22 protein-coding genes are annotated in these 23,027 nt (G+C 70.3%); 8 read left to right on the plus strand and 14 right to left on the minus strand.

Annotated elements, in window-relative coordinates; translation table 11 throughout:
- Positions 1-205: 205 nt before the first annotated feature.
- The 9 genes from ABZ532_RS01225 to hisD form a co-directional block, all read right to left on the minus strand.
- On the minus strand, positions 206-1,381 hold the full coding sequence (locus ABZ532_RS01225; protein ID WP_361278270.1) for a serine hydrolase domain-containing protein: 1,176 nt from the start codon (positions 1,379-1,381) through the stop codon (positions 206-208).
- Between the two features lie 127 nt (positions 1,382-1,508).
- Positions 1,509-2,264: an imidazole glycerol phosphate synthase subunit HisF gene (gene hisF, locus ABZ532_RS01230; RefSeq protein WP_361278272.1), complete on the minus strand. Its 756-nt coding sequence runs from the start codon at positions 2,262-2,264 to the stop codon at positions 1,509-1,511.
- Entirely contained in the window at positions 2,261-2,668 is a 408-nt protein-coding gene (locus ABZ532_RS01235; RefSeq protein WP_361278274.1) for a RidA family protein, read from the minus strand. The genes hisF and ABZ532_RS01235 overlap by 4 nt, the downstream gene beginning before the upstream one ends.
- Positions 2,665-3,393, minus strand: coding sequence for a bifunctional 1-(5-phosphoribosyl)-5-((5-phosphoribosylamino)methylideneamino)imidazole-4-carboxamide isomerase/phosphoribosylanthranilate isomerase PriA (priA, locus tag ABZ532_RS01240; protein ID WP_361278275.1), 729 nt, complete (start codon positions 3,391-3,393; stop codon positions 2,665-2,667). Before priA ends, ABZ532_RS01235 begins: the two co-directional genes overlap by 4 nt.
- 2 nt (positions 3,394-3,395) lie before the next feature.
- Positions 3,396-4,046 carry an imidazole glycerol phosphate synthase subunit HisH gene (gene hisH / locus ABZ532_RS01245; protein WP_361278277.1) on the minus strand — a complete coding sequence of 217 codons (651 nt, stop codon included), beginning with the start codon at positions 4,044-4,046 and terminating at the stop codon, positions 3,396-3,398.
- Positions 4,043-4,207 (minus strand): hypothetical protein, encoded by a 165-nt coding sequence (locus ABZ532_RS01250; RefSeq protein ID WP_361278279.1) that lies wholly within the window; start codon positions 4,205-4,207, stop codon positions 4,043-4,045. Before ABZ532_RS01250 ends, hisH begins: the two co-directional genes overlap by 4 nt.
- Before the next feature lie 2 nt (positions 4,208-4,209).
- Complete coding sequence (gene hisB / locus ABZ532_RS01255) at positions 4,210-4,803, minus strand: imidazoleglycerol-phosphate dehydratase HisB (RefSeq protein ID WP_361278281.1); 594 nt, start codon at positions 4,801-4,803, stop codon at positions 4,210-4,212.
- Positions 4,800-5,903: a histidinol-phosphate transaminase gene (locus tag ABZ532_RS01260; protein WP_361278656.1), complete on the minus strand. Its 1,104-nt coding sequence runs from the start codon at positions 5,901-5,903 to the stop codon at positions 4,800-4,802. Before ABZ532_RS01260 ends, hisB begins: the two co-directional genes overlap by 4 nt.
- A gap of 26 nt (positions 5,904-5,929) precedes the next feature.
- Complete coding sequence (gene hisD / locus ABZ532_RS01265; protein ID WP_361278283.1) at positions 5,930-7,288, minus strand: histidinol dehydrogenase; 1,359 nt, start codon at positions 7,286-7,288, stop codon at positions 5,930-5,932.
- A gap of 301 nt (positions 7,289-7,589) precedes the next feature.
- Here hisD and ABZ532_RS01270 point away from each other — a divergent pair, with 301 nt between their 5' ends.
- From ABZ532_RS01270 to ybaK, 4 genes are all read left to right on the plus strand, one after another.
- The gene (locus ABZ532_RS01270) at positions 7,590-9,221 is read left to right on the plus strand and encodes an oxidoreductase (RefSeq protein WP_361278286.1); all 1,632 of its coding nucleotides are present in this window, start codon (positions 7,590-7,592) and stop codon (positions 9,219-9,221) included.
- Between the two features lie 227 nt (positions 9,222-9,448).
- Positions 9,449-10,513, plus strand: coding sequence for a hypothetical protein (locus ABZ532_RS01275; protein WP_361278288.1), 1,065 nt, complete (start codon positions 9,449-9,451; stop codon positions 10,511-10,513).
- Between the two features lie 5 nt (positions 10,514-10,518).
- Positions 10,519-11,259 carry an LON peptidase substrate-binding domain-containing protein gene (locus ABZ532_RS01280; protein WP_361278290.1) on the plus strand — a complete coding sequence of 247 codons (741 nt, stop codon included), beginning with the start codon at positions 10,519-10,521 and terminating at the stop codon, positions 11,257-11,259.
- Positions 11,260-11,289: 30 nt separating this feature from the next.
- Complete coding sequence (gene ybaK / locus ABZ532_RS01285; RefSeq protein ID WP_361278292.1) at positions 11,290-11,790, plus strand: Cys-tRNA(Pro) deacylase; 501 nt, start codon at positions 11,290-11,292, stop codon at positions 11,788-11,790.
- A gap of 57 nt (positions 11,791-11,847) precedes the next feature.
- Here ybaK and ABZ532_RS01290 read toward each other — a convergent pair whose 3' ends face one another.
- From ABZ532_RS01290 to ABZ532_RS01305, 4 genes are all read right to left on the minus strand, one after another.
- Positions 11,848-12,477, minus strand: a complete 630-nt coding sequence (locus ABZ532_RS01290) for a DUF2567 domain-containing protein (protein WP_361278294.1) — start codon at positions 12,475-12,477, stop codon at positions 11,848-11,850.
- Between the two features lie 52 nt (positions 12,478-12,529).
- The gene (locus tag ABZ532_RS01295) at positions 12,530-13,339 is read right to left on the minus strand and encodes an ABC transporter permease (RefSeq protein WP_361278658.1); all 810 of its coding nucleotides are present in this window, start codon (positions 13,337-13,339) and stop codon (positions 12,530-12,532) included.
- A 100-nt stretch (positions 13,340-13,439) separates the two neighbouring features.
- The gene (locus tag ABZ532_RS01300) at positions 13,440-14,414 is read right to left on the minus strand and encodes an ABC transporter ATP-binding protein (RefSeq protein WP_361278661.1); all 975 of its coding nucleotides are present in this window, start codon (positions 14,412-14,414) and stop codon (positions 13,440-13,442) included.
- A 37-nt stretch (positions 14,415-14,451) separates the two neighbouring features.
- A complete protein-coding gene (locus ABZ532_RS01305; protein WP_361278297.1) occupies positions 14,452-15,732 on the minus strand; it encodes an NYN domain-containing protein in 1,281 nt (426 codons plus the stop codon).
- Between the two features lie 225 nt (positions 15,733-15,957).
- Here ABZ532_RS01305 and ABZ532_RS01310 point away from each other — a divergent pair, with 225 nt between their 5' ends.
- Positions 15,958-16,131, plus strand: a complete 174-nt coding sequence (locus ABZ532_RS01310; RefSeq protein WP_361278299.1) for a hypothetical protein — start codon at positions 15,958-15,960, stop codon at positions 16,129-16,131.
- Positions 16,132-16,224: 93 nt separating this feature from the next.
- On the opposite strand, the gene dnaE is transcribed toward ABZ532_RS01310, so the two are convergent.
- Positions 16,225-19,764 (minus strand): DNA polymerase III subunit alpha, encoded by a 3,540-nt coding sequence (gene dnaE, locus ABZ532_RS01315; RefSeq protein ID WP_361278301.1) that lies wholly within the window; start codon positions 19,762-19,764, stop codon positions 16,225-16,227.
- A 234-nt stretch (positions 19,765-19,998) separates the two neighbouring features.
- Here dnaE and ABZ532_RS01320 point away from each other — a divergent pair, with 234 nt between their 5' ends.
- From ABZ532_RS01320 to ABZ532_RS01330, 3 genes are all read left to right on the plus strand, one after another.
- A complete protein-coding gene (locus tag ABZ532_RS01320; RefSeq protein ID WP_361278303.1) occupies positions 19,999-21,327 on the plus strand; it encodes a DUF2252 domain-containing protein in 1,329 nt (442 codons plus the stop codon).
- Between the two features lie 90 nt (positions 21,328-21,417).
- Positions 21,418-22,104 (plus strand): hypothetical protein, encoded by a 687-nt coding sequence (locus ABZ532_RS01325; RefSeq protein ID WP_361278305.1) that lies wholly within the window; start codon positions 21,418-21,420, stop codon positions 22,102-22,104.
- A 58-nt stretch (positions 22,105-22,162) separates the two neighbouring features.
- On the plus strand, positions 22,163-22,975 hold the full coding sequence (locus ABZ532_RS01330; RefSeq protein ID WP_361278308.1) for a DsbA family protein: 813 nt from the start codon (positions 22,163-22,165) through the stop codon (positions 22,973-22,975).
- Positions 22,976-23,027: the final 52 nt, after the last annotated feature.

The following is a 23,027-nucleotide window of genomic DNA, read 5'->3' on the forward strand; positions in this document are numbered from 1 at the left end:
GGCGCGGGGGCACTGCCCCGCCGGTGCCCACGCCCAGGCCCAACGCCGCCCAGGCCCGTCCTGGGCGGACCCTCGCCGGTGACAAGGACCATGCGGTCCGAGCACGTCGACCGATGGTGGACCCGGTGACCGACAGGGTCAGCCCGCTGCCTCCCAAGCCTGCGGAGCTGCTCGTCCAGCCCCCGTCCGGGCCTGAGGACAGCCCTCAGGGAGCGCCGGGGGCCGGATGGCCCGGTGCGAGGGCCGTCGCGATCCGGTTCATCAGGGTCTGCGCCGTGTTCTCGGGCGGGGACTTCGGGCCGTGGGTGGTCGCGACGGCGATGGCCAGCCCTTCGGCGGGGAGATAGGCCTGGACGGCGGCGTAGCCGGAGAACGAGGGGTTCGTCAGGATCCAGCCGTTCAGCACCAGCACCCCGAGTCCGAAGTGCTTGGCCTGGGTGTTCTTCCGGCACACCGAGGCGGGGCAGTTCTTCGTGCCGCCGCCGAGTCCGACCGTGCCTGGGTCGAGCTGGGTGCGGAATGCCGCCGGCGACAGCAGCTCGCCCGTTCCGACCGCCTCCGCCGAGCGGGCCAGGTCGCAGATGTGGGTGGTGATGACGGCGCCCGGCGCAGTGGTCCAGGAGGGATTCCAGAAGGTGGACTCCTCGTAGGGGCCCCGCTCCTCGGTGAAGGCGTGCAGCACCGGCGGCTGGATCTCCGGGGTGAAGCCGTTGCGGGTGTCGGCGAGGCCCAGCGGGCTCATGACGCGCTGCCGCAGCAGCTCGTCGAGCGGCATGCCGCTGATCTTCTCCAAGGCGGCACCGAGCAGCACGAAGTTGGCGTGCGAGTAGCTCCAGTCGGTGCCCGGCTCGTACCAGAGCGGATGGGCTTCCGGGTAGGCGAGCAGCTGCTGGGGCGTCCAGTGGCGGAACGGGGCCGCCTCGAGCGCGGCGACGAACTTCGGATCGGTGACGTAGTCATGGAGTCCGGAGGTGGAATCACCGAGCATGCGCAGGGTGATTTTGTCGCCGTGCGGGGCGTCCGGAAGCCAGCGGGACACGGGGTCGTCGAGCCGCGCCTTCTCCTCGTCCACCAGTTGCAGCAGCGTGATGCCCATGTAGACGATGGCGACCGAGCCGGCGCGGAAGTGCATCCCGGGCGTGGCCGGCACACCGGTCATCGACTGGCCGAGCCCCTCGGTGACGATCTCCTTGCCGTCCTTGGTGACGCGCAGCACGACGGCGTTGACGTCCAGTTCCCTCATGGTCCGCTCGGCGATCCCGAGGACCTCGCGGGCCTGCCCGGACACGGGCTCGGGGGAGGCGGTACAGGTACGCCCCTTCCCGGTGGGGGAAGGGGCGTGGACGGGGGCGGCACCGGCGACGGTGCCGTGGAGACTCACGGCGAGAAGGGTCGCGACGCAGAGGGCAGTGACCGACCGTATGCGTCTCATACTCGTCATTATCGGCGCAAATCAGCCCATTGACCCCCATGCCTCTCGGCACGGACAGCGGTCCGGCGCCGGGGGCTCACCTGACCGGGTGGCCCGCCTCCCGCAGGGTGTCCTTGACCTGGGCGATCCGCAGGTCGCCGAAGTGGAACACCGACGCCGCCAGCACCGCGTCCGCGCCCGCCGCGACGGCGGGCGGGAAGTCCGCCAGCCGGCCCGCGCCGCCCGAGGCGATGACCGGGACGGTGACATGCTCCCGCACGGCCGCGATCATCTGGGTGTCGTAGCCGTCCTTGGTGCCGTCGGCGTCCATCGAGTTGAGCAGGATCTCGCCGGCGCCCAGCTCGGCGGCCCGGTGGGCCCACTCGACGGCGTCGATTCCGGTGCCGCGGCGACCGCCGTGGGTGGTGACCTCGAACGAGCCCGTGGGGGTGCGGCGGGCGTCCACGGACAGGACGAGCACCTGGCGGCCGAAGCGCTCGGCGATCTCGCGGATCAGCTCCGGGCGGGCGATGGCCGCCGTGTTGACGCCGACCTTGTCAGCACCGGCGCGCAGCAGTTTGTCGACATCGTCGGCGGAGCGGACACCGCCGCCCACCGTGAGCGGGATGAAGACCTGCTCGGCGGTACGGCGCACCACGTCGTAGGTGGTCTCGCGGTCACCGGACGATGCCGTGATGTCGAGGAAGGTCAGCTCGTCGGCGCCTTCGGCGTCGTACAGCTTGGCCATCTCGACCGGGTCGCCCGCGTCCCGCAGATTCTGGAAGTTGACGCCTTTGACCACCCGGCCGTTGTCCACGTCCAGGCAGGGGATGACTCGCACGGCCAGGGTCATGACGGCTCGCCTCCCTCGCCTCGGAACGCCTCGACCTCGACCTCCACGACCAGCCTGGGGTCCACGAAGCCGGAGACGATGAGCATCGACGCCGCCGGACGGACCTCGCCGAACAGCGTCTTGTGGGCACGGCCCACTTCCTCGACGTCCCGGGCGTGGGTGAGGTACATCCGGGTGCGCACCACGTCCCCGGCCCCGAGACCGAGTTCCTTCAGCGCGCCGAGGGCGACATTGAAGGACGTGACCGCCTGGTCGTACGGGCCGCCGTCCATGATGGCGCCGTCGACCACCGAGGTGCAGCCGGACACCAGGACCAGGCCGTTCGGCAGTTCGACCGCGCGGGAGTAGCCGAAGGACTGCTCCCAGGGGGCGCCGCCGCCGATCCTGCGGACGGAGTCGCTCATCGTGACACCGCCGCGAGCGCCTCTTCGAGGGTGAACGCCTCGGCGTAGAGCGCCTTGCCGACGATCGCGCCCTCCACGCCCAGCGGGACCAGCCCGGCGAGCGCCCGCAGGTCGTCCAGCGAGGAGACCCCGCCCGAGGCGACCACGGGCTTGTCGGTGGCGGCGCACACGTTGCGCAGCAGTTCCAGGTTGGGGCCCTGGAGAGTGCCGTCCTTGGCGATGTCGGTGACGACGTAGCGCGCGCAGCCTTCGGAGTCGAGGCGGGCCAGGGTCTCGTACAGGTCGCCGCCGTCGCGGGTCCAGCCACGGCCGCGCAGGGTGGTACCGCGTACGTCGAGACCGACCGCGACCTTGTCGCCGTATTCGGCGATGACCTTGGCGACCCACTCGGGGGTCTCCAGCGCGGCGGTGCCGAGGTTGACCCGGGTGCAGCCGGTGGCGAGGGCGGCGGCGAGTGTGGCGTCGTCGCGGATACCGCCGGACAGCTCCACCTTGAGGTCCATCGCCCCGGCGACCTCGGCGATCAGCGCGCGGTTGTCGCCGGTACCGAAGGCCGCGTCCAGGTCGACGAGGTGCAGCCACTCGGCGCCTGCCCGCTGCCAGGTGAGCGCGGCCTCCAGCGGGGAACCGTAGGACGTCTCCGTACCGGACTCCCCGTGGACGAGGCGGACGGCCTGGCCGTCGCGGACGTCGACGGCGGGGAGGAGTTCAAGCTTCTGAGCCATGATCAGAGGGTCTCGATCCAGTTGGTGAGCAGCTGGGCTCCGGCGTCGCCGGACTTCTCGGGGTGGAACTGGGTGGCCCACAGCGCGCCGTTCTCGACGGCCGCCACGAAGGGCTCGCCGTGTGTCGCCCAGGTGACCCTGGGGGCGCGGATGGCCGGGTTGGTGATCTCCAGGCTCCACTCGTGCACGGCGTAGGAGTGCACGAAGTAGAAGCGGGCATCGGCGTCGAGCCCGGCGAACAGCTGGCTGTCCCCCGGCGCCTTGACGGTGTTCCAGCCCATGTGGGGGACGACGGGTGCCTTCAGTGGCGCGACGACGCCGGGCCACTCGTCCAGGCCCTCGGTCTCCACTCCGTGCTCGATGCCGCGCTCGAACAGGATCTGCATACCGACGCAGATGCCCATGACCGGGCGGCCACCGGACAGCCTGCGGTCGACGATCCACTGGCCGCGGGCCTGCTGGAGCCCCGCCATGCAGGCGGCGAAGGCCCCGACGCCGGGGACGAGCAGCCCGTCGGCGTTCATGGCCGTGTCGAAGTCGCGGGTGATCTCGACATCGGCGCCGACCCGGGCGAGTGCGCGCTCGGCGGAGCGGACGTTGCCGAAGCCGTAGTCGAAGACCACGACCCTCTTGCGCCCTCCGGCTCCGCTCATGACCACACGTCCAGTCGCATGACACCGGCCGCCAGGCACAGGGCTGCGCCGATGGAGAGCAGCACGATCAGGCCCTTCGGCATCTGCTGCTTGGCGAACGAGATGATCCCGCCGACCAGGAAGAGACCGACGACGATCAGCAGGGTGGACAGTCCGTTCACGGTTACAGCGCGCCCTTCGTGGAAGGCAGGATCCCGGCGGCGCGCGGGTCGCGCTCCGACGCATAGCGAAGCGCCCTGGCCAGCGCCTTGAACTGGCACTCCACGATGTGGTGGGCGTTGCGGCCGTACGGCACGTGGACGTGCAGCGCGATCTGGGCCTGGGCGACGAACGACTCCAGTATGTGGCGGGTCATCGTCGTGTCGTACGCCCCGATCATGGGAGCCATGTTCTCCGGCTCGGTGTGCACGAGGTACGGACGGCCGGAGAGGTCCACGGTGACCTGGGCGAGTGACTCGTCCAGGGGCACCGTGCAGTTGCCGAAGCGGTAGATGCCGACCTTGTCGCCGAGGGCCTGCTTGAACGCGGCGCCGAGAGCGAGTGCGGTGTCCTCGATGGTGTGGTGCGAGTCGATGTGCAGGTCGCCGTCGGTCTTCACGGTGAGGTCGAACAGCCCGTGCCGGCCGAGCTGGTCGAGCATGTGGTCGTAGAAGCCGACCCCGGTCGACACATCGACCCGTCCTGTGCCGTCGAGGTTGATCTCGGCGAGGACGGATGTCTCCTTGGTGGTGCGCTCTACGCGCCCTACGCGGCTCATGCGCTCTGCTCCTTCTTCAACTCACGGACCGCGTCGAGGAACGCGTCGTTCTCTTCGGGGGTGCCCGCGGTGACCCGCAGCCAGCCCGGCACTCCGTTGTCCCGGACCAGGACGCCCCGGTCGAGGATTTGCCGCCACGCCGTGTGGGAGTCCTCCAAGCGACCGAACTGGACGAAGTTGGCGTCGGACTCGGTGACCTCGTAGCCGGCCGCGCGCAGCTCGGTGACCAGACGGTCCCGCTCGCCCTTGAGCTGCTCGACGTACTTCAGCAGCGTATCGGTGTGTTCCAGGGCGGCCAGCGCGGTGGCCTGGGTGACGGCGGAGAGGTGGTAGGGCAGCCGTACCAGCTGGACCGCGTCGACCACCGCGCGGTGCGCGGCGAGATAGCCGAGCCGCAGACCGGCTGCCCCGAAGGCCTTGGACATGGTCCTCGAGACGACCAGATTCGGCCTGCCGTCGATGAGTGGCAGCAGTGAGGGACGGTGGCTGAATTCCACGTATGCCTCGTCCACGACCACCAGTGACGGTTTGGCCCGCTGGGCGGCCTCGTGGAGCGCGAGGACCGTGTCCGCCTCGACGGCTGTGCCGGTCGGGTTGTTGGGCGAGGTGATGAACACGACGTCCGGCTTGTTCTCGGCGATGGTCCGCGAGGCGGCGGCCATGTCGATGGTGAAGTCGTCGTTGCGGGGCCCGGAGATCCAGCCGGTGCCGGTGCCGCGGGCGATCAGACCGTGCATCGAGTACGAGGGCTCGAAACCGATCGCGGTACGGCCGGGGCCGCCGAAGGTCTGGAGCAGCTGCTGGATGACCTCGTTGGAGCCGTTGGCCGCCCAGACGTTCTCCATGGCGACCGGGTGCTTCCCGGTGCGCGTGAGGTACCCGGCCAGTTCGGTGCGCAGCTCGACCGCGTCCCGGTCGGGATAGCGGTTGAGGCCGCGGGCGGCTTCCCTTACGCGTTCGGCGATCCGCTCGACCAGCGGCTCGGGCAGCGGATACGGGTTCTCGTTGGTGTTGAGCTGTACGGGGACGTCGAGCTGGGGCGCGCCGTAGGGGGACTTGCCGCGCAGTTCGTCCCTGATGGGCAGGTCGTCGATGCCGATGGTGTCGGTGTCGGTGTCGGTCGTGCTCACTTGCTCGGGGCACCTTCCTCCCCCACCGCGCTTCGCACCTGGGGGATACCGCCGTCGAATCGCGCCTTGAGGGCCGCGCCGTGCGCGGGCAGGTCCTCCGCCTCCGCCAGGGTCACCACATGGTGGGTGACCTCGGCCAGCGCCTCCCGTGTGTAGTCCACGATGTGAATACCGCGCAGGAAGGACTGGACGGAGAGCCCGGACGAGTGGCAGGCGCAGCCGCCGGTGGGCAGCACGTGGTTGGAGCCGGCGCAGTAGTCGCCGAGTGAGACCGGCGCCCAGGGGCCGACGAAGATCGCGCCCGCGTTGCGGACCCGGTCCGCCACAGCCGCGGCGTCGGCGGTCTGGATCTCCAGGTGCTCGGCGCCGTACGCGTCGACCACGCGAAGGCCCTCGTCGACGCCGTCCACGAGGACGATCGCCGACTGCTTCCCGGACAGCGCCGGGACGATCCGGTCGTCGACGTGCTTGGTCGCGGCGATCTGCGGTTCCAGCTCGCGTTCGACCGCGTCCGCGAGCTCGGGCGAGTCGGTGACCAGCACGGCGGCGGCCAGCGGGTCGTGCTCCGCCTGGCTGATCAGGTCGGAGGCGACATGCGCCGGGTCGGCGGTGGCGTCGGCGAGGATCGCGATCTCGGTGGGGCCGGCCTCGGTGTCGATGCCGATCCGCCCGGTGAAGTAGCGCTTGGCCGCGGCGACCCAGATGTTGCCGGGGCCGGTCACCATGTTCGCGGGCGGGCACTCGTCCGTTCCGTACGCGAACATCGCGACGGCCTGGGCGCCGCCCGCCGCGTACACCTCGTCCACGCCGAGCAGTGCGCAGGCGGCGAGGATCGTCGGGTGCGGCAGTCCGCCGGACTCCTTCTGCGGCGGCGAGGCGAGCGCGATGGACTCCACACCGGCCTCTTGGGCCGGTACGGCGTTCATGATCACGGACGACGGGTAGACGGAGCGGCCGCCCGGTGCGTACAGCCCCACGCGCTCCACCGGGACCCATTTCTCGGTCACCGAGCCCCCCGGGACCACCTGGGTGGTGTGCCGGGTCCGGCGCTGTTCGCGGTGGACGATCCTGGCCCGCCGGATCGACTCCTCCAGTGCCGCCCTGACCCCGGGGTCGAGCTGCTCCAGCGCCTGCGCGAGGGCCCCGGCGGGCACGCGCACGCGGTCGAGCCGCACGCCGTCGAACTTCTCCGCGTACTCGATCAGCGCCGCCGTGCCGCGATGATGCACGTCCTCGCAGATGGGCCGCACCTTCTCCAGGGCGGCTTCCACGTCGAAGTCGGCACGCGGCAGCAGCTGGCGCAGAGCGGCGCCCTCGGGAAGGGCGTCGCCACGCAGATCGATTCGAGAGATCACGGGTCAATTCTCGCAGACGCGCTGCAAGGGACGGTCGTCCGTATCACCGTCTGGGACGGACGGGATCACTCCTCCGGAACGAACGGCCGCATTTCCGCAACGAACGGGTCGCACTTTGGCGAGACACTTTCCCGCCAATCCTCCCGGTCATCCGGCACCGGCCCATCGGCCCGCAGCGAGCGCTTCTCGCCATACCGGGTGTCACAGCAGTCGTTCATGACCACTAGCGTTCAGTCCGTTACTCAGCGGGAAGAACGGCTGTACGAAACCGGGGAGCAACCGGGAAAGCGAGGGGGCGGCCTTGACCGAGCCGCAGGGCGTGGGTATGCCCGACGATCTCACCGGAGCCGAACTGGCTCTGTGGACCTCGTTCGAAGACGGAGGCACCTGCGATCTGCGGGATGCGAATCCGCTGCTGAACGATCCCTTCTCGGGTCCCGTCTGGGGCCCTGAACGCCGTGTGCGCGCCGATGTGATCGCCCGGCTGCTGCTCAGCGGCCCACCCGCGCATCCCGGGCGCGTCTGCGCGCTCAAGCTGCGCGGGGCGTTCATCACGGGGAAGCTGAAGCTCGCGGGCGGGACGATAGGGCCGTATGTCGAGATGACCGGTTGTCGTTTCGAGCAGGAGCTGGAATTCCCGGAAGCACACTTCACCACGCTGAGGATGGCCGGCTGCGCCATACCCAGGCTCGAGGCAGCCAGGCTGCAAACCCAGGGCGATCTCCATCTGCCGCGCTGCCGCGTCGCACGCGGGATACGGCTCACGGACGCGCAGATCGGCACGGATCTGCTGATCAACCAGATCCAGGTGTGGCCGGACCCGCGGGGACGCGCGATCGCGGCGGACGGGCTCTTCGTGGGGCAGGACCTGCAAGCGGAACTGATGGAGACCTATGGCGAGGTCAGTCTGCGGGGCGCGAAGGTCGGCGCGTCGCTGAGCCTGCGCGGCAGCCGGCTGCGCGCCGCCGAAGGGCGGCGGGCGCTGAACGCCCCCCAGCTGACGGTGGAGCGCACTCTCTACATGAGCAGGGCCTGGGTGACCACGGCCGGCGACCAGAGTGCCACCCCCCCGTTCGGCGTGGCGGCCGGCCCCGGGAACGCCGGAAACACAGCCTTGGGCGGGCGGGCGCCCGGCTCGCGCGAGCAGCGCCTGGAGTGCCACGGCGGGGTTCGTCTCGACGACGGCCGGTTCGGTGACGGCGTCGACTTCTACAAGGCCCGTTTCGTGCTCTCGGACGCACGGCGCGAGGAGCTGTCCCTGCGCAGGATCGCCACCCCCGAGCTGCGTTTCAACGGGGAGCGCCCGGAGGAGGGGCGCGTGGTGCTGAACGGCGCCAAGATCGTCACGCTGATCGACCTGTCGACGAGCTGGCCGGGGCCGGGCGGTCTGGCGATGGGCGGCTTCGTGTACGAGAACCTCGTCCCGTACAGCCGCTTCCCGCTCGCCCGCAGACTGGAGTGGGTGGCGGCGGCCACCCCGGAGTACGCGCCCGAGCCCTATGAGCGGCTGGCGACGGTGCTGCGCAACAGCGGCGAGGACGCCGACGCCCGCGAGGTGCTGCTCGCCAAACAGCGGCGGCGGCGCGAGACGCTGCCGTTCGCCGCCAAGCTCTGGGGCTACATCCAGGACTGGACGGTGGCGTACGGCTACCGCCCGGGCCGTGCGGCGCTATGGATGGCCGTGCTGTGGGCGGCGGGGGCCCTCGCCTTCTCGCGCCACGACCCGGCGCCGATCAAACCGGACGAGCACCCCGAGTGGAACCCCTCGCTCTTCGCCCTCGACCTTCTTCTTCCGGTGATCAATCTCGGCCAGGACAGCTACTGGCGGCTCGACAGCCGCTGGCAGTGGCTCGCGGCGGTGCTCGTGCTCCTCGGCTGGGTGCTGGCGACGACGGTGGCGGCAGGGGCCACGAGGTTGCTGCGGCGAAGCTGACGCAACGGTCGGCACGGACGAGACTGACGCGACTGACCGGAGTGACAGCGGTGGACGAAAAGGACCGGAGTGCCGGCTCCTTCACACGGGCCGGTTCCTCAACCCCCGCACCAGGCACCGGAATACCGCAGTCCTTTGCGTTCTCTTGACCATCGCCAGGACAACCTTTCCAGTCCTACCAAAACTTCACAGATGCCCCCTGGCGCGGCCCTCACCTGCGGCTTTCAATGGTCCGCACCATGTCTCTGTTCCGCGCCCTGATCAGCACCGCCCGCATGGTCCGGCACACCCCCCGCCTAGGCGACGGGCTGCCCCCGGACGAGTCGGTGCTGCTCGACGCGCCCGACGGACAGCTCGGGCCCGCGCTCATCGCCGCCGCGCTAGGCGATCACCAGCCCGCGGCCAGGCTGCTCGCGGCCACGCGCGACGCGGCCGAGTGGGAGAACCGCGACCGTTATGTGGTCCGGCTCGCGGCCTTCGCCTACAACCGGGGCGACTGGCTGGCCCGCTGGCTCGCCGACACCCCACACGACCCGGACGCTCTGCTGGTGAAGGCCGAACTGGCCGTACGCAGGGCCTGGGAGTCGCCCGCCCGGGCCGAACAGCTGCGCGAGGTCGGACCGCTGATCGGCGCCGCGGCGGAAGCCGCTCCGCGCGATCCGGTGCCCTGGCGGCTCGCCCTCGACCACGCGCGGGGCACCCACGCCACCCACACCGCGTTCGAGGTGCTGTGGGAGCAGGCGATACGCCGCTCCTCGCACCACTACGGCTGTCATGTCGCCGCGCTCCAGTACCTCTCGGCGGTCTGGTACGGCTCGCACCGCGAGTGCTTCGACTTCGCCGAACGCGCGGCGGAGGACGCCCTGCCCGGCTCGCTCGTACAGGCGCTGCCGGTTCGGGCCGCCTTCACCCAGCTCCAGACCGAGGCCGTGGCCAACTCCGTCCAGGCCGAGCGCATCGACACGGCGGCGGACCGGGCGGTCGCGCTCTCCGCCGCCTACGGGGCCGGCGACCCCTGGCCAGCGGAGGTCCGCAACCTGCTGGCGTACGTGCTGATCGCGCGGGGGCGCTGGGCCGAGGCGCTGGAGCAGTTCCGGCTGATCGGCCCGTATGCCACGTCGTTCCCCTGGTCGCGGCTGACGGACGATCCGCTGGGGAGCTTCCTCGAGACCCGCGATGGCGTGCGCATCGAGGTCGCCTCCACGATGCCGCTGCGGCAGCCGTCCGCGCAGCGGTTCCGTCCGATCCGCAGACAGCCAGGACGGAGCCCGTCCGGTGGCCATTACGCTTGACCGCTGTGACCACCGCTCGCCTGCCCCTCTTCCCGCTCAACGCCGTGCTCTTCCCGGGCCTCGTGCTGCCGTTGAACGTCTTCGAGGAGCGCTACCGCGCCATGATGCGCGAGTTGCTGAAGACCGATGAATCCGAGCCCCGCAGGTTCGCCGTGGTCGCCATCCGCGACGGCCGCGAGGTGGCGCCGAGCGCGCCGGGGATGCCGGACCAGACCTCGCTGCCCGAGAAGGGGCCGGCCGCGGGCTTCGGCTCCGACCCGATCAACGCCTTCCACGCGGTGGGCTGCATCGCGGACGCCGCGACGATCCGGGAGCGCCCGGACGGCGGCTTCGAGGTGCTGGCCACGGGCACGACCCGGATCAGGCTGCTGTCCGTCGACACCGACGGGCCGTTTCTGACCGCCGAGGTGGAGGAGCTCCCCGAGGAGACGGGAGACGGGGCGGGCGCCCTCGCCGAGGGGGTGCTGCGGGCCTTCCGCACGTACCAGAAGCGGCTGGCGGGCGCACGGGAGCGCTCGCTGTCCTCGGCGGCTGACCTGCCGGACGAGCCGTCGGTGGTGTCGTATCTGGTGGCCGCTGCCACCATGCTGGACACCCCGTCGAAGCAGCGCCTGCTGCAGGCCCCGGACACGGCGACCCGGCTGCGCGAGGAGCTTGAGCTGCTGCGCTACGAGACCGCGGTGATCCGGCATCTTCCCTCGGTACCGGCGACCGAGCTGACGCGCGTGCCGACCTGCCCCAACTGACGCCCGCAAAGCCCGCAAAGGACGAGACCCTTGGCCAAGAAGCCGAAGAAGCAGCAGGGCGGCACCCCTGCGACGGTCGCCCTGACGGCCGCTGGTACGGCTTTCACCGTGCACGCGTACGAGCACGACCCGGCGTCGCCGTCGTACGGGGACGAGGCGGCCCAGGCACTGGGGGTCTCCCCCGAACGGGTCTTCAAGACCCTCGTCGCCGATGTCGACGGCGAACTGACGGTCGCGGTGGTCCCGGTCGCGGGCCAGCTCGACCTGAAGGCCCTCGCCACGGCCGTCGGAGGTAAGCGCGCCACGATGGCCGACCCCGCGGCGGCGGAGCGCACCACGGGCTATGTCAGGGGCGGCATCTCCCCGCTCGGCCAGCGCAGGCGGCTGCGTACCGTCCTCGACGCCTCGGCCTCCGGCCACCCCACCATCTGTATCTCGGCCGGCCGCCGCGGCCTGGAGGTCGAGCTCGCCCCCTCCGACCTCGCGACCCTGACGGACGCGGTGCTCGCCCCCATCGGACGGATGGTGTAAGGCCCCGCGGTTCGGTGGCGTGACACGGCTCCGGAGCCGCACTCCGTGACGCAGGCGTCAGCCCTGGCTGCCGTCCTGCGTCAGCGGGGGCCACTGCGGCTCCGGTTCCGGGTCACGGGGGCCCAAGAGGGCTGTCAGACCGAGGTGGACCAGCATGGCCGCGAAGGGCCAGGCCAGCAGGGCCGCGGGGGATTGCAGCTCCAGGGGGGCGTCGAAGGTGATGCCCTCGCCGACCGCGCGGGCGTGGGCGACCACATCGTGCTCCGGGCCGAGCCAGTAGCCGGTGAACCAGGCGAGGCCGGAGGCGAGCAGCCCGCCCAGGGCGAGTGACAGCACGATCGCGACACCGCCGCGGCGGTGGAACCAGACGACCAGTGCCGCGCTGAGCGCTCCGAAGCCGAGGGCCAGCAGGGCGAAGACGGCGTCGGCGCCCGCTGCCTGCTCACCTTCCGTGTCGACGACGAAGACCGCCTTGTCCGTGGCCACCAGGCCGACGTGGGGTGCCAGCCAGAGCCACAGCAGGCCGAGCCCGATCCCGGACAGCACCACGGCCGGCAGGATGATCAAGGCGGCTCGCAGCTCGCTCCACATGGCCTTTCCCTCCCCGTACCCGTGCGAGACGGGCTGGGCGTGCCAGGTCGTGTCCTGCGGCGGTGGCTGATGCGGCGGAGTCAGAGGTGCGGTCACCAGGACATGGTGCCAAACGTCCCCGCGCCTCGCCTCACCGGCCGCCGGTCCGTCAGCGGACGGCTGCCTTTCGGTACGCCCATGTCGCGACGCCCAGGGACACCACGCCGACCCCGGCGCAGACGGCGAGGTCCAGAACCACCGTCGGCCAGTGCGGATGCGTCTCGAAGGTGCGTGCCAGGGCCTCGACCCCGTAGGTCGAGGGCAGCAGATCCCGTGCGTACGCGATGGGCCCCGGCAGCCGTCCGGGCGGGAGCACTCCGAGCAGCAGGGCCGCGGACATGCCGAGCTGGCCCAGCAGGGTGGCGAGCTCCTGGCGGGGGGCGAGCAGTCCGAGGGCCGCGCCGAGACCGGCGAGAGCGGCGCCCGCGAGGGGGATCACCGCGGCCAGCACCCACAGATGGGTGAGCGGCAGCCCGAACAGCACCGAGCCGATGACCGCCGTCACGATCGTGCCCGGCACAGTGAACGAGGCGTACGCCCCGGCCGCGCCCAGCACCACCGCGGCGGGGGGCACGGGCAGTGTGGCGTAGTGGTCGAGGCCCCCGCCCGCCCTGAGCTGACCGAAGTACTGGGCGAGCAGGTTGAGCGCGACGAAGGCGACGACCAGGACGGAGGACCCGGCGACCACGGCCCGTGCCTCGTCACCGCCGTCCACGACGCCCCGCATCAGCACCATGATCCCCACGGACTGGAAGGTGGCCACGAACAGCAGCGGGATCCGCGCGACGCGGGCGCGGGAGAGCTGGGCCCGGTACACGGCGGCCAGCGCGGGCAGCAGCCGGGCGCGCGGCGCGAGTGGTGCGGCGGCGGGGACGGTGTGGGTCGCGGTCTGCGCGCCGCCCCGCACGTTCGCGGACACGGCCTCCGCGGGCACGATGCTCACCTGGCGCTGCTCCTGTTCGGTTCGTGCGGGGCTGGACCAGGGCCTACTGTGCCATGCGCAGGGCCGTGCGCCTGGTTCATGCCTTCACCAGGCCCTTCGTCGTATGACCGCCGAGCGCCAGATACACGTCCTCAAGGCTCGGCGTGGCCAGGGTGAAGTCGTCCAGGGCCGCGAACGCCTCACCGCCGGTCACCGCGGCCACGGCCGCTCTCGCCTCTTCCGGGGCGAGGCGCAGCACCCAGCGGCGGCCCGACTCCTGGGCGGACGCGCGCAGTGCGGCGACTTCCGGCACCCCCAGGGGCGGCTGCTCGCGCCACACCAGATCCAGCCGTACCTCTCCGGCCACGCGCTCCTTGAGCCCGGCCGGGGTGTCGCAGGCGATGACCTTGCCGCGGTCGAGCACGGCGACGCGGTCGAGCACGGTCTCGGCCTCGATGACGTTGTGGGTGACCAGGAGCACCGTCGTACCGTGCTCGGCCCGGCGCCGGTCGACCGCGGCCCAGACCGCGCGCCTCGCGACGGGGTCCATTCCGGTGGTGGGCTCGTCCAGGACGAGCACGGGCCGCTCCCCCACGAGCGCCGCCGCGAAGCAGGCCAGCCGCCGCTGTCCGCCGGACAGCTTCTTCAGGGGGCGTCCTGCGAGCGCGGTCAGGCCGAGTTCACCGAGTACGGCGTCGCGCTCGGCCCTCGCCTGGCGCACGCCGAGTCCCCTCAGCCGTCCGGTGGTCTCCGCGGCCAGCGCCACCGTCAGCTCGTCCAGCGCCGTGGACTCCTGGCCGAGATAGCCCATGAGCCGGGAGGCCCGCTCGGGATGGCGCACCAGATCGTGGCCCAGTACGTCGACCGTGCCGGAGTCCGGGCGCATCAGACCGGTGAGCTGACGTACCAGGGTCGACTTGCCCGCGCCGTTGGGTCCGAGCAGCCCGAAGATCTCCCCGGCCCGCGCGGCCAGCGACACTCCGTCGTTGGCGCGCACTTCGGGGGTGGCGGAGGTCCCGCGCCGGGCGCGGGCGGCCGGGTACGTCTTCACCAGGTCCCGCACCACACACACCGTACTCACGAAGAACGAGCCTAAGGGGTCGCCGGGGCTATTCCCGCGCCGGGGCGCCTTCGGCCGCGGCCCGTACGTCGATCTCGCGCCAGAATCCCGCCCGGATCGCGTAGCGGTCGTGCTCGTCGATCTGGTCGTCCTTGTGGGCGAGCAGCCCGAAACGGGCCGCGTAGCGCAGCAGTTCGCCGTCGATGCGGTGCGGGATCCGGGGGTACATGCTGGACAGCTTCTGCACATGGGCCGGATCGGGGAGCCGCTCCATCCAGCGACGCGCGAACACCTGCCCCACCTCGTAGGGGTCGCCGCCGACCGTGGTGATGTCCTCCTCGCGGTCCGCCCAGCGCTGCTCGGCGCTGGTGAGCTGGGCGAGGGTGGGCAGCGAGGCGCTCTCCGGGGGCTCACCGAGCGTGCCTCCGCCCGGTCGTTCGATCCAGCCCTTGTCGGAGGACCAGCGCAGGGTGGCACCGGCCTGAGCGGTCCTGTCCCCGGGCGGTACGACTCCGGGCGCCCCGGGGCCCCGCATGCCCGCGAGGTCCTTGGGGGTGGGGACGCCCTTGACCCCGGTGCCGGCAGCCCCGGCCGGGGCTGCGGCGTCCGCCGCGCGGGCGGACGTGCCGTTCCGTACGACGTCCGCGACCCGTGCGCGGGCGTCGTCCACCGCCCCGCCCGCCGCGGCCAGCGCGGCCTCCGGCAGCGGGGCGGAGAGGATCGCGGCGATCTCGGGTCGCGGGGCGGGCGGTGGGGCGCAGACCCCGCCGAGGTCCTTGGCCCTGACGGCCTGGGTGATCCAGGTCCGGTCGAGTACACGGCGCTCGTCGGCCTCGGCGACCAGGTCCTCCGACTGGTTGTAGTCGCCGTCGGCGGCCTGTACGGCCCAGAGGTGGACGGCGACTCCGTGCTCCTTCGCGGACATCAGCCCGGGCAGCAGATCGCCGTCCCCGGTGACCAGCACGATGTCGGAGCAGGCGCGGTTCCTGGCCAGCTCGGTGAGCTCGGCGTGCATGGCGGCGTCCACGCCCTTCTGGGCCCAGCGACCGTCGCTCCGGGTCAGTGCGCCCAGCCGGACGGTGACCCGGGGCATGACCCGCAGCCGCCTGTGCTCCGGTTGGGGGACACGGTCGGGTGCGCCGTCGAACCAGTAGATCCGCAGTAGCGGACGCTCGGTGTCGGCCTCGGCGCGCTCACGCAGACCGTGGATGAGGGCTGCGTGGTCGACAGTGATGCGTGATCGGGCCGGTTCTCCGGCGAGGAGGCTCGCGGCGGCGCCCAGCAGGTAACCGGCGTCCACAAGGACGACGCAGCGGTCCACGTGTTCCACCCTCTTTCGGGAACCTCGGGATCGGAAGGTGCTCGGGTGTGCTTCGAGTCTGCCCCAACGCCGGAGGGTTGACGTCCGGAACTGGATCATCGGCGTGGCGAATTGGTGAAGCCGCACCGTAACAGCGGCCGATCACTCAGGGCAATGATCCGAAATGCGGCGTCTGAACCGGTGTGTGAGGCTGAGGGCGGCCCAGCTTCTGGATCCCCTTATTGGAGGCACACCATGGCCAAGAACAAGAACCGAGAACGCAAGCAGCAGTCCGCCTCGTCCGCCGAGCGGGGCTCACAGCAGGCCCGCTCCTCGTCGATGGAGGCACAGGCCGAGCACCGGGCGGCACAGGTCACTCCCACGGACGTGGCACACAAGGGCCGCCAGAAGCGCTTCGGCCACAACTGACGCCCTCGGGCGCACTGACGCCTGAGAGACGCGTGGACGTCCGAGGGGCGCACCCGATGAGAACGGGTGCGCCCCTGAACGGTTTCCGGGCCGTCAGCCCGCCAGACAGGACGGGCCCAGCAGCACCTTCAGATCGCCGAAGAGCGCGGGGTCCGGCTGCACCCGGTGCCGGTCGAGCCGGAGCACCGTGGTCTTACGGGCGCCAAGGAGCTTGATCCGCACCTCGGTGTTGCCCTTGTGGTGGCCGAGGATCTCCCCGAGCCGGCTGATCATGGGTGGGGTGACCTTGACCGTGGGGATGGTGATCACCACAGGTGCGTTGGTACCAGCGGACGAGAGGTCGGGGACCATCAGTTCCATCGCGACCAGCCGGGGCACGTCCTCGCGCTTGTCGAGCCGCCCCTTCACGAAGACGACCGTGTCCTCGACCAACTGGGTGGACACCAGCTGGTAGGTGGCGGGGAAGAACATGCACTCGATGGATCCGGCGAGGTCCTCCACGGTGGCGATCGCCCAGGCGTTGCCCTGCTTGGTCATCTTGCGCTGGAGGCCCGAGATGATGCCGCCGATGGTGACGACCGCGCCGTCCGCGTGCTCACCACCGGTGAGCTGGGAGATGCCGGCGTCGGTCTTGTCGGACAGCACGTGCTCGAGGCCGAAGAGGGGATGGTCGGAGACATAGAGGCCGAGCATCTCGCGCTCCTGCGCGAGCAGATAGGACTTCTCCCACTCGACGTCGGAGAACTCGACGTCCAGACCGAAGCCCGGCTCGGTGCTGTCCGCTTCGCCCATGCCGCCGAAGAGGTCGAACTGTCCCTCGGCCTCCTTGCGCTTGACCGCCACCACGTTGTCGATCATGGGTTCGTGCTGGGCGACCAGGCCCTTGCGGGTGTGGCCCATCTCGTCGAAGGCACCGGCCTTGATCAGCGACTCGATGGTCCGCTTGTTGCAGACGACCGCCTCGACCTTGTCCAGGAAGTCCGGGAAGGAGGAGTACTTCCCCTTGGACTTGCGGCACCGGATGATCGACTCGACCACGTTCTGCCCGACGTTGCGCACGGCGGTCAGGCCGAAGAGGATCACGTCGTCGCCCTGGGCCGCGAAGTTCGACAGCGACTCGTTCACATTGGGCGGGAGGACCTTGATGCCCATGCGGCGGCACTCGTTCAGATAGACGGCGGACTTGTCCTTGTCGTCCTTGACCGAGGTGAGCAGCGCAGCCATGTACTCGGCGGGGTGGTTGGCCTTGAGGTACGCCGTCCAGTACGAGACGAGGCCGTACGCGGCGGAGTGGGCCTTGTTGAAGGCGTATCCGGCGAACGGGACGAGCACGTCCCACAGGGCCTGGATGGCCTGGTCGCTGAATTCCTTCTTCCGCGCGCCCTCCTGGAAGAGGACGAAGTTCTTCGCCAGCTCCTCGGGCTTCTTCTTGCCCATGACGCGGCGGAGGATGTCGGCCTCGCCGAGCGAGTACCCCGCGATGATCTGGGCGGCCTTCTGCACCTGCTCCTGGTAGACGATCAGGCCGTAGGTGACATCCAGGACCTCCTTGAGCGGCTCCTCCAGCTCGGGGTGGATCGGGGTGATCTCCTGCTGGCCGTTCTTGCGCAGCGCGTAGTTCGTGTGCGAGTTCATGCCCATCGGGCCCGGCCGGTACAGGGCGGACACGGCGGAGATGTCTTCGAAGTTGTCGGGCTTCATCAGCCGCAGCAGCGAGCGCATCGGCCCGCCGTCGAACTGGAAGACGCCGAGGGTGTCGCCGCGCTGGAGCAGCTCGAAGGTCGTGGGGTCGTCGAGTGGCAGGCTCAGCAGATCGATGTCGATCCCCTTGTTGGCCTTCACCATCTTGACGGCGTCGTCCATGATCGTGAGGTTGCGCAGGCCCAGGAAGTCCATCTTCAGCAGGCCGAGCGACTCGCAGCTCGGGTAGTCCCACTGGGTGATGGTGACGCCGTCCGTGTGCCTCACCCAGACGGGGACGTGGTCGGTGATCGTCTCGCTGGACATGATCACGCCGGCGGCGTGCACACCCATCTGCCGGACCAGTCCCTCGACGCCCCGGGCGGTGTCGATGACCTTCTTCACGTCCGGCTCGTTCTCGTACATCCCCCGGATCTCGCCGGCCTCGCTGTAGCGCGGGTGCGAGGGGTCGAGGATGCCGGAGAGCGGGATGCCCTTGCCGAGGACGTCGGCGGGCATGGCCTTGGTGAGGCGGTCGCCCATCGCGTACGGATAGCCGAGGACGCGCGCGGAGTCCTTGATCGCGTTCTTGGCCTTGATGGTGCCGTAGGTGCCGATCATGGCGACCTTGTCGGCGCCGTACTTCTCGGTCACGTACCTGATCACCTCGACGCGCCTGCGCTCGTCGAAGTCGATGTCGACATCGGGCATCGAGATGCGCTCGGGGTTGAGGAACCGCTCGAAGATCAGGCCGTGCGGGATCGGGTCGAGGTCGGTGATGCCCAGCGCGTACGCCACGATCGAGCCCGCCGCGGAGCCACGGCCGGGGCCGACCGCGATGCCCTGGTTCTTGGCCCACATGATGAAGTCCGCGACGACGAGGAAGTATCCCGGGAAGCCCATCGAGATGATGGTGTCCATCTCGTACTCGACCTGCTTGATGCGGTCCTCGGGGATACCGCCGGGGAAGCGGCGCTCCATGCCGCGCAGGGTCTCCTCACGGAACCAGGAGACCTCTGTGTAGCCCTCGGGGATGTCGAACTTCGGCATCAGGTCGCGCTTCTCGAACATCCCGGAGGTGTCGATCTGCTCGGCGACCAGCAGGGTGTTCCGGCAGCCCTCCTGCCAGGCGTCGGACGAGTCGATCGCGTACATCTCGTCGGTCGACTTCAGGTAGTAGCCGGTGCCGTCGAACCGGAACCGGTCGGGGTCCGAGAGGTTCTTGCCGGTCTGGATGCAGAGCAGGGCGTCGTGCGCGCCGGCCTCGTGCGCGTAGGTGTAGTGCGAGTCGTTGGTGACGAGCGGCGGGATGCCGAGCTTCCTGCCGATCTCCAGCAGCCCGTCTCGGACCCGGCGCTCGATCTCGATGCCGTGGTCCATGAGTTCCAGGAAGTACCGGTCCTTGCCGAAGATGTCCTGGTACTCGGAGGCCGCCTTCAGGGCCTCGTCGAACTGGCCGAGGCGCAGCCGGGTCTGGAGCTCGCCCGAGGGACAGCCGGTGGAGGCGATCAGACCCTCGGACCACTGGGCGATGGTCTCCTTGTCCATCCGCGGCCACTTCTGCAGCCAGCCCTCCGCGTACGCGTCCGAGGACAGCCGGAAGAGGTTGTGCAGACCGGTCGCGTCGGCCGCCCAGATGGTCTTGTGGGTGTAACCGCCCGAACCGGAGACGTCGTCCCGCTTCTGGTGCGGCTGGCCCCACTGGATCTTGCGCTTGTTGCGCCGGGACTCCGGGGCGACGTAGGCCTCGATGCCGATGATCGGGGTGATTCCGGCCTTCTGGGCGGAGTGGAAGAAGTCGTACGCGCCGTGGAGATTGCCGTGATCGCTCATGGCGATATGCGTCATGCCCATCTCATTGCAGGCATTGAACATGTCCTTGAGCCGCGCCGCGCCGTCCAGCAGGGAGTACTGGGTGTGGACGTGTAGGTGCGTGAAGGGCGGCTTGGTCACGGCGGAAGGCCTCCGGTGAGAGGTAGGAGACGGGCGGCGGGCGGTCTGTGTCTGCCTGCCGTCTGTCTGAAGCTGTCTGAGCGGACAGCGAGGAAGTCTACGGCTCCGCACTGACAATCGCGGGGCACTCAGGACTACCGTCGTGCGTTGAGCGGGACGGAACCCCTGTCCCTTTCGTTCGGGTTTCCCATCCGCTCTTCGTTCTGTTTCTCATGCACCAGGAGGCACCCAGCGATGTCGGTCCACCAGTCCATGGCCGGCGAGCGCGGCGAGGAGATCCTCGCCGTCTTCGGCACCGCCTTCGGCGAGCTTCTGGCCGCCGACCCGGCCGCGTTCCGGGTGAAGTTCCGCAAGATGGCCGGCTCGGCCTTCGCCTTCTACCGGGGCACGGCGTGCCTCTTCTACGCCGACCTGGAGCGGGAGCAGAACAGCGGCCCCTACCTGGACGAGCGCACCAGCCGCGTGTGGATCCACGGCGACCTCCACGCCGAGAACTTCGGCACGTACATGGACGCGAACGGCCGGCTGATCTTCAACGTCAACGACTTCGACGAAGCCTATGTCGGCCCCTTCACCTGGGACGTCAAGCGGCTCTCCGCCTCGCTGGCGCTGATCGGCTACACCAAGGCCCTCAGTGACGGGCAGATCTCCGACCTGGTGCGGACCTACGCGGCGGCCTACCGCGAGCGCATCCACGCGCTCGCCTCCGGCGCCAAGAACGACGAGGTGCCTCCGTTCACCCTGGACACCGCCGAGGGCCCGCTGCTCGACGCGCTGCGCAGCGCCCGTGCGCTGACCCGTTTCGGGCTGCTGGACTCGGTGACCGAGATCCGGGAGTACGAGCGGCGCTTCACCGAGGGCGGCGGGGCGATCGAGCTGGACGCGGCGACTCGCTACAAGGTGCTGGCGGCTTTCGACGGCTATCTGGAGACCCTGCCCGAGGAGAGCCTGGCGCGCCCCGACTCGTACCGGGTGAAGGACGTCGTGGGGCGGCGCGGCATCGGCATCGGGTCGGCCGGGCTGCCGTCGTACAACATCCTGCTGGAGGGCAACAGCGACGCCCTCGAGAACGATGTCGTGATCTATATGAAGCAGGCGCAGATCCCTGCGGTGTCCCGGCACATCACCGACGAGCGGGTGCGCGGCTACTTCCAGCACGAGGGGCACCGCACGGTGATCTCCCAGCGGGCGCTCCAGGACCACGCGGACCCGTGGCTGGGCTGGACGGAGCTCGACGGTGCCGGGCAGCTGGTCGCGGAGGTCTCCCCCTACGCGGTGGACCTCGACTGGTCGGACATCGACGATCCGGCGGAGATCTCGGCGACCGTCGCGGACCTCGGCCGTGCCACGGCCACGATGCACGCGGCGGCGGACGACGAGAGCGGCCACTCGCTGGTGCCGTTCTCCACGGAGCGCGCCATCGACGCGGCGATCGCGGCGGACGAGGACGGCTTCGGGGAGCTGCTGGTGGACTTCGCGCACAGTTACGGCGCGCAGGCCAGGGCCGACCACCAGATCTTCGTGGACCTCTTCCGCAACGGCAGGATTCCCGGGCTTCGGTAACGGCCCCGCCCTTGCCGCAGCACAGGCCGCAAACCTCCTGAACTGCGCTTAAGGGCTGCTTACAGCGGCCCATGGCACACTCACTGGTCGATGGACGTTTCAGGGACCCGGCTCAGAGGGCTGCGGGCAGCGATCTTCACGGCGGTGGTCGTGACGCTGTCCGCGGCCTCCCATGTGCTGCTCTCCCGCGCTCCGCTCCCCCTGGTCACGGTGGGCGCGGTCGCCGCGGGGGTGTTCCTGCTCGCCTACGCGCTGGCGGGACGTGAGCGTGCCTACGGCCCGATCGCGGCCGTGCTCGTCCCCCTGGAGCTGGCCGCCGACACCGTCTTCACCGCGGGTCAGCATGTCTGCTACGGCGCCGCGGGCGGCCCGGTCGCCGGCTCCCTCCGCGCGGTCGGGGTCGATGTGCTCTGCGGCGGCGGGGTCGGCGCCCCGCTGCCGGGGGTGGCCTCGCCCCAGGGGCACATGGCCACGCTGGTCGACTCACCCGACCCTGCCGTGCCGTGGCTTCTGCTCGCCGCGCACATGGCCGTGGGGCTGGCCGCCGCCGCCTGGCTGCGGCACGGCGAGAAGGCCCTCGCGGCCCTGCTGCGGGCGGTCGCGGCCTACGCCTTCCGGCCGCTGCTGATCGCGGCAGCCCCCAGGATCACTCCCGCGACCCGCCGTCCGGGTCGTCCCGTACAGACCTTCCGGCGCCGGCGCTCCGGAAAGCCCCTGCTGCTCGTTCACTCCGTGGGACGGAGGGGACCGCCGCTCCAGGCTCTCGCCCTCGCCTGAACCGGTATCCCCGGAACACTCCCCCGCCCAAGATCATACGAACACGGAGAAACCACACATGAGTGCACGTAACAGCCAGGCCAACAAGGCGGCCGCCCGTGAGCGCCTGCGCGCGGAGCGCGAGCGCCAGGCCAAGAAGGACAAGGTCAGGCGTCAGCTGATCGTCGCCGCCTCGGTCGTCGGCGTACTGGCCGCGGCGGGCGGTGTCGGTGCCTTCATCATGCACCTCAACAAGCCCACCGCCTGGGAGGCGGCCAAGAGCGCGAAGGTCGTGCAGCCGAAGAACACCGAGGGCGAGAACGGCACGAACGTGGTGATCGGCAAGCCGACCGCCAAGAAGACCCTGGAGCTGTACGAGGACTCGCGCTGCCCGATCTGCGCCACCTTCGAGCAGGCGGTCGGTTCGAACGTCAAGAAGGACGTGGACGCCGGCAAGTACAAGATCAAGTACATCGGCGCCACCTTCATCGACAACGCCGACAACGGCGAGGGCTCCAAGAACGCCCTTTCCGCGCTGGGCGCGGCGCTCAATGTGAGCCCCGAGGCCTTCCTGGAGTACAAGGCCGCCCTGTACTCGGCGAAGTACCACCCCGAGGAGCGCGACGACAAGTTCGCCAAGGACGACTACCTCATCGAGGTGGCGGACACCGTGACCGCGCTGAAGGGCAACACCGAGTTCCAGAGTGCCGTCAAGGACGGCACCTATGACGCGTGGGCGCTGAAGATGTCCGCGACGTTCGACTCCAGCGGCGTCCAGGGCACCCCGACCCTGAAGATGGACGGCAAGAAGATCACCGCCGAGGGTGCCGAGAACGCGCCCATGACGGCGGCGCAGTACGACGCCGCGGTCGCCAAGGCCCTCAAGGGGTAACGGCAGACCATATTTTCCGAACGGGCAGGCGAAATTTCGGCGTTCGCCTGCC

Source organism: Streptomyces sp. NPDC019396, from assembly GCF_040632375.1.
Lineage (GTDB): Bacteria > Actinomycetota > Actinomycetes > Streptomycetales > Streptomycetaceae > Streptomyces.

Coding starts and splice junctions, on each gene's coding strand:
- ABZ532_RS01235 (WP_361278274.1), bottom strand. CDS start 2,668: ATGAGCGACTCCGTCCGCAGGATCGGCGGCGGCGCCCCCTGGGAGCAG.
- ABZ532_RS01275 (WP_361278288.1), top strand. CDS start 9,449: ATGGTCCGCACCATGTCTCTGTTCCGCGCCCTGATCAGCACCGCCCGC.
- ABZ532_RS01330 (WP_361278308.1), top strand. CDS start 22,163: ATGAGTGCACGTAACAGCCAGGCCAACAAGGCGGCCGCCCGTGAGCGC.
- ABZ532_RS01325 (WP_361278305.1), top strand. CDS start 21,418: ATGGACGTTTCAGGGACCCGGCTCAGAGGGCTGCGGGCAGCGATCTTC.
- priA (WP_361278275.1), bottom strand. CDS start 3,393: ATGGCTCAGAAGCTTGAACTCCTCCCCGCCGTCGACGTCCGCGACGGC.
- ABZ532_RS01320 (WP_361278303.1), top strand. CDS start 19,999: ATGTCGGTCCACCAGTCCATGGCCGGCGAGCGCGGCGAGGAGATCCTC.
- hisH (WP_361278277.1), bottom strand. CDS start 4,046: ATGAGCGGAGCCGGAGGGCGCAAGAGGGTCGTGGTCTTCGACTACGGC.
- hisF (WP_361278272.1), bottom strand. CDS start 2,264: ATGACCCTGGCCGTGCGAGTCATCCCCTGCCTGGACGTGGACAACGGC.
- hisB (WP_361278281.1), bottom strand. CDS start 4,803: ATGAGCCGCGTAGGGCGCGTAGAGCGCACCACCAAGGAGACATCCGTC.
- ABZ532_RS01310 (WP_361278299.1), top strand. CDS start 15,958: ATGGCCAAGAACAAGAACCGAGAACGCAAGCAGCAGTCCGCCTCGTCC.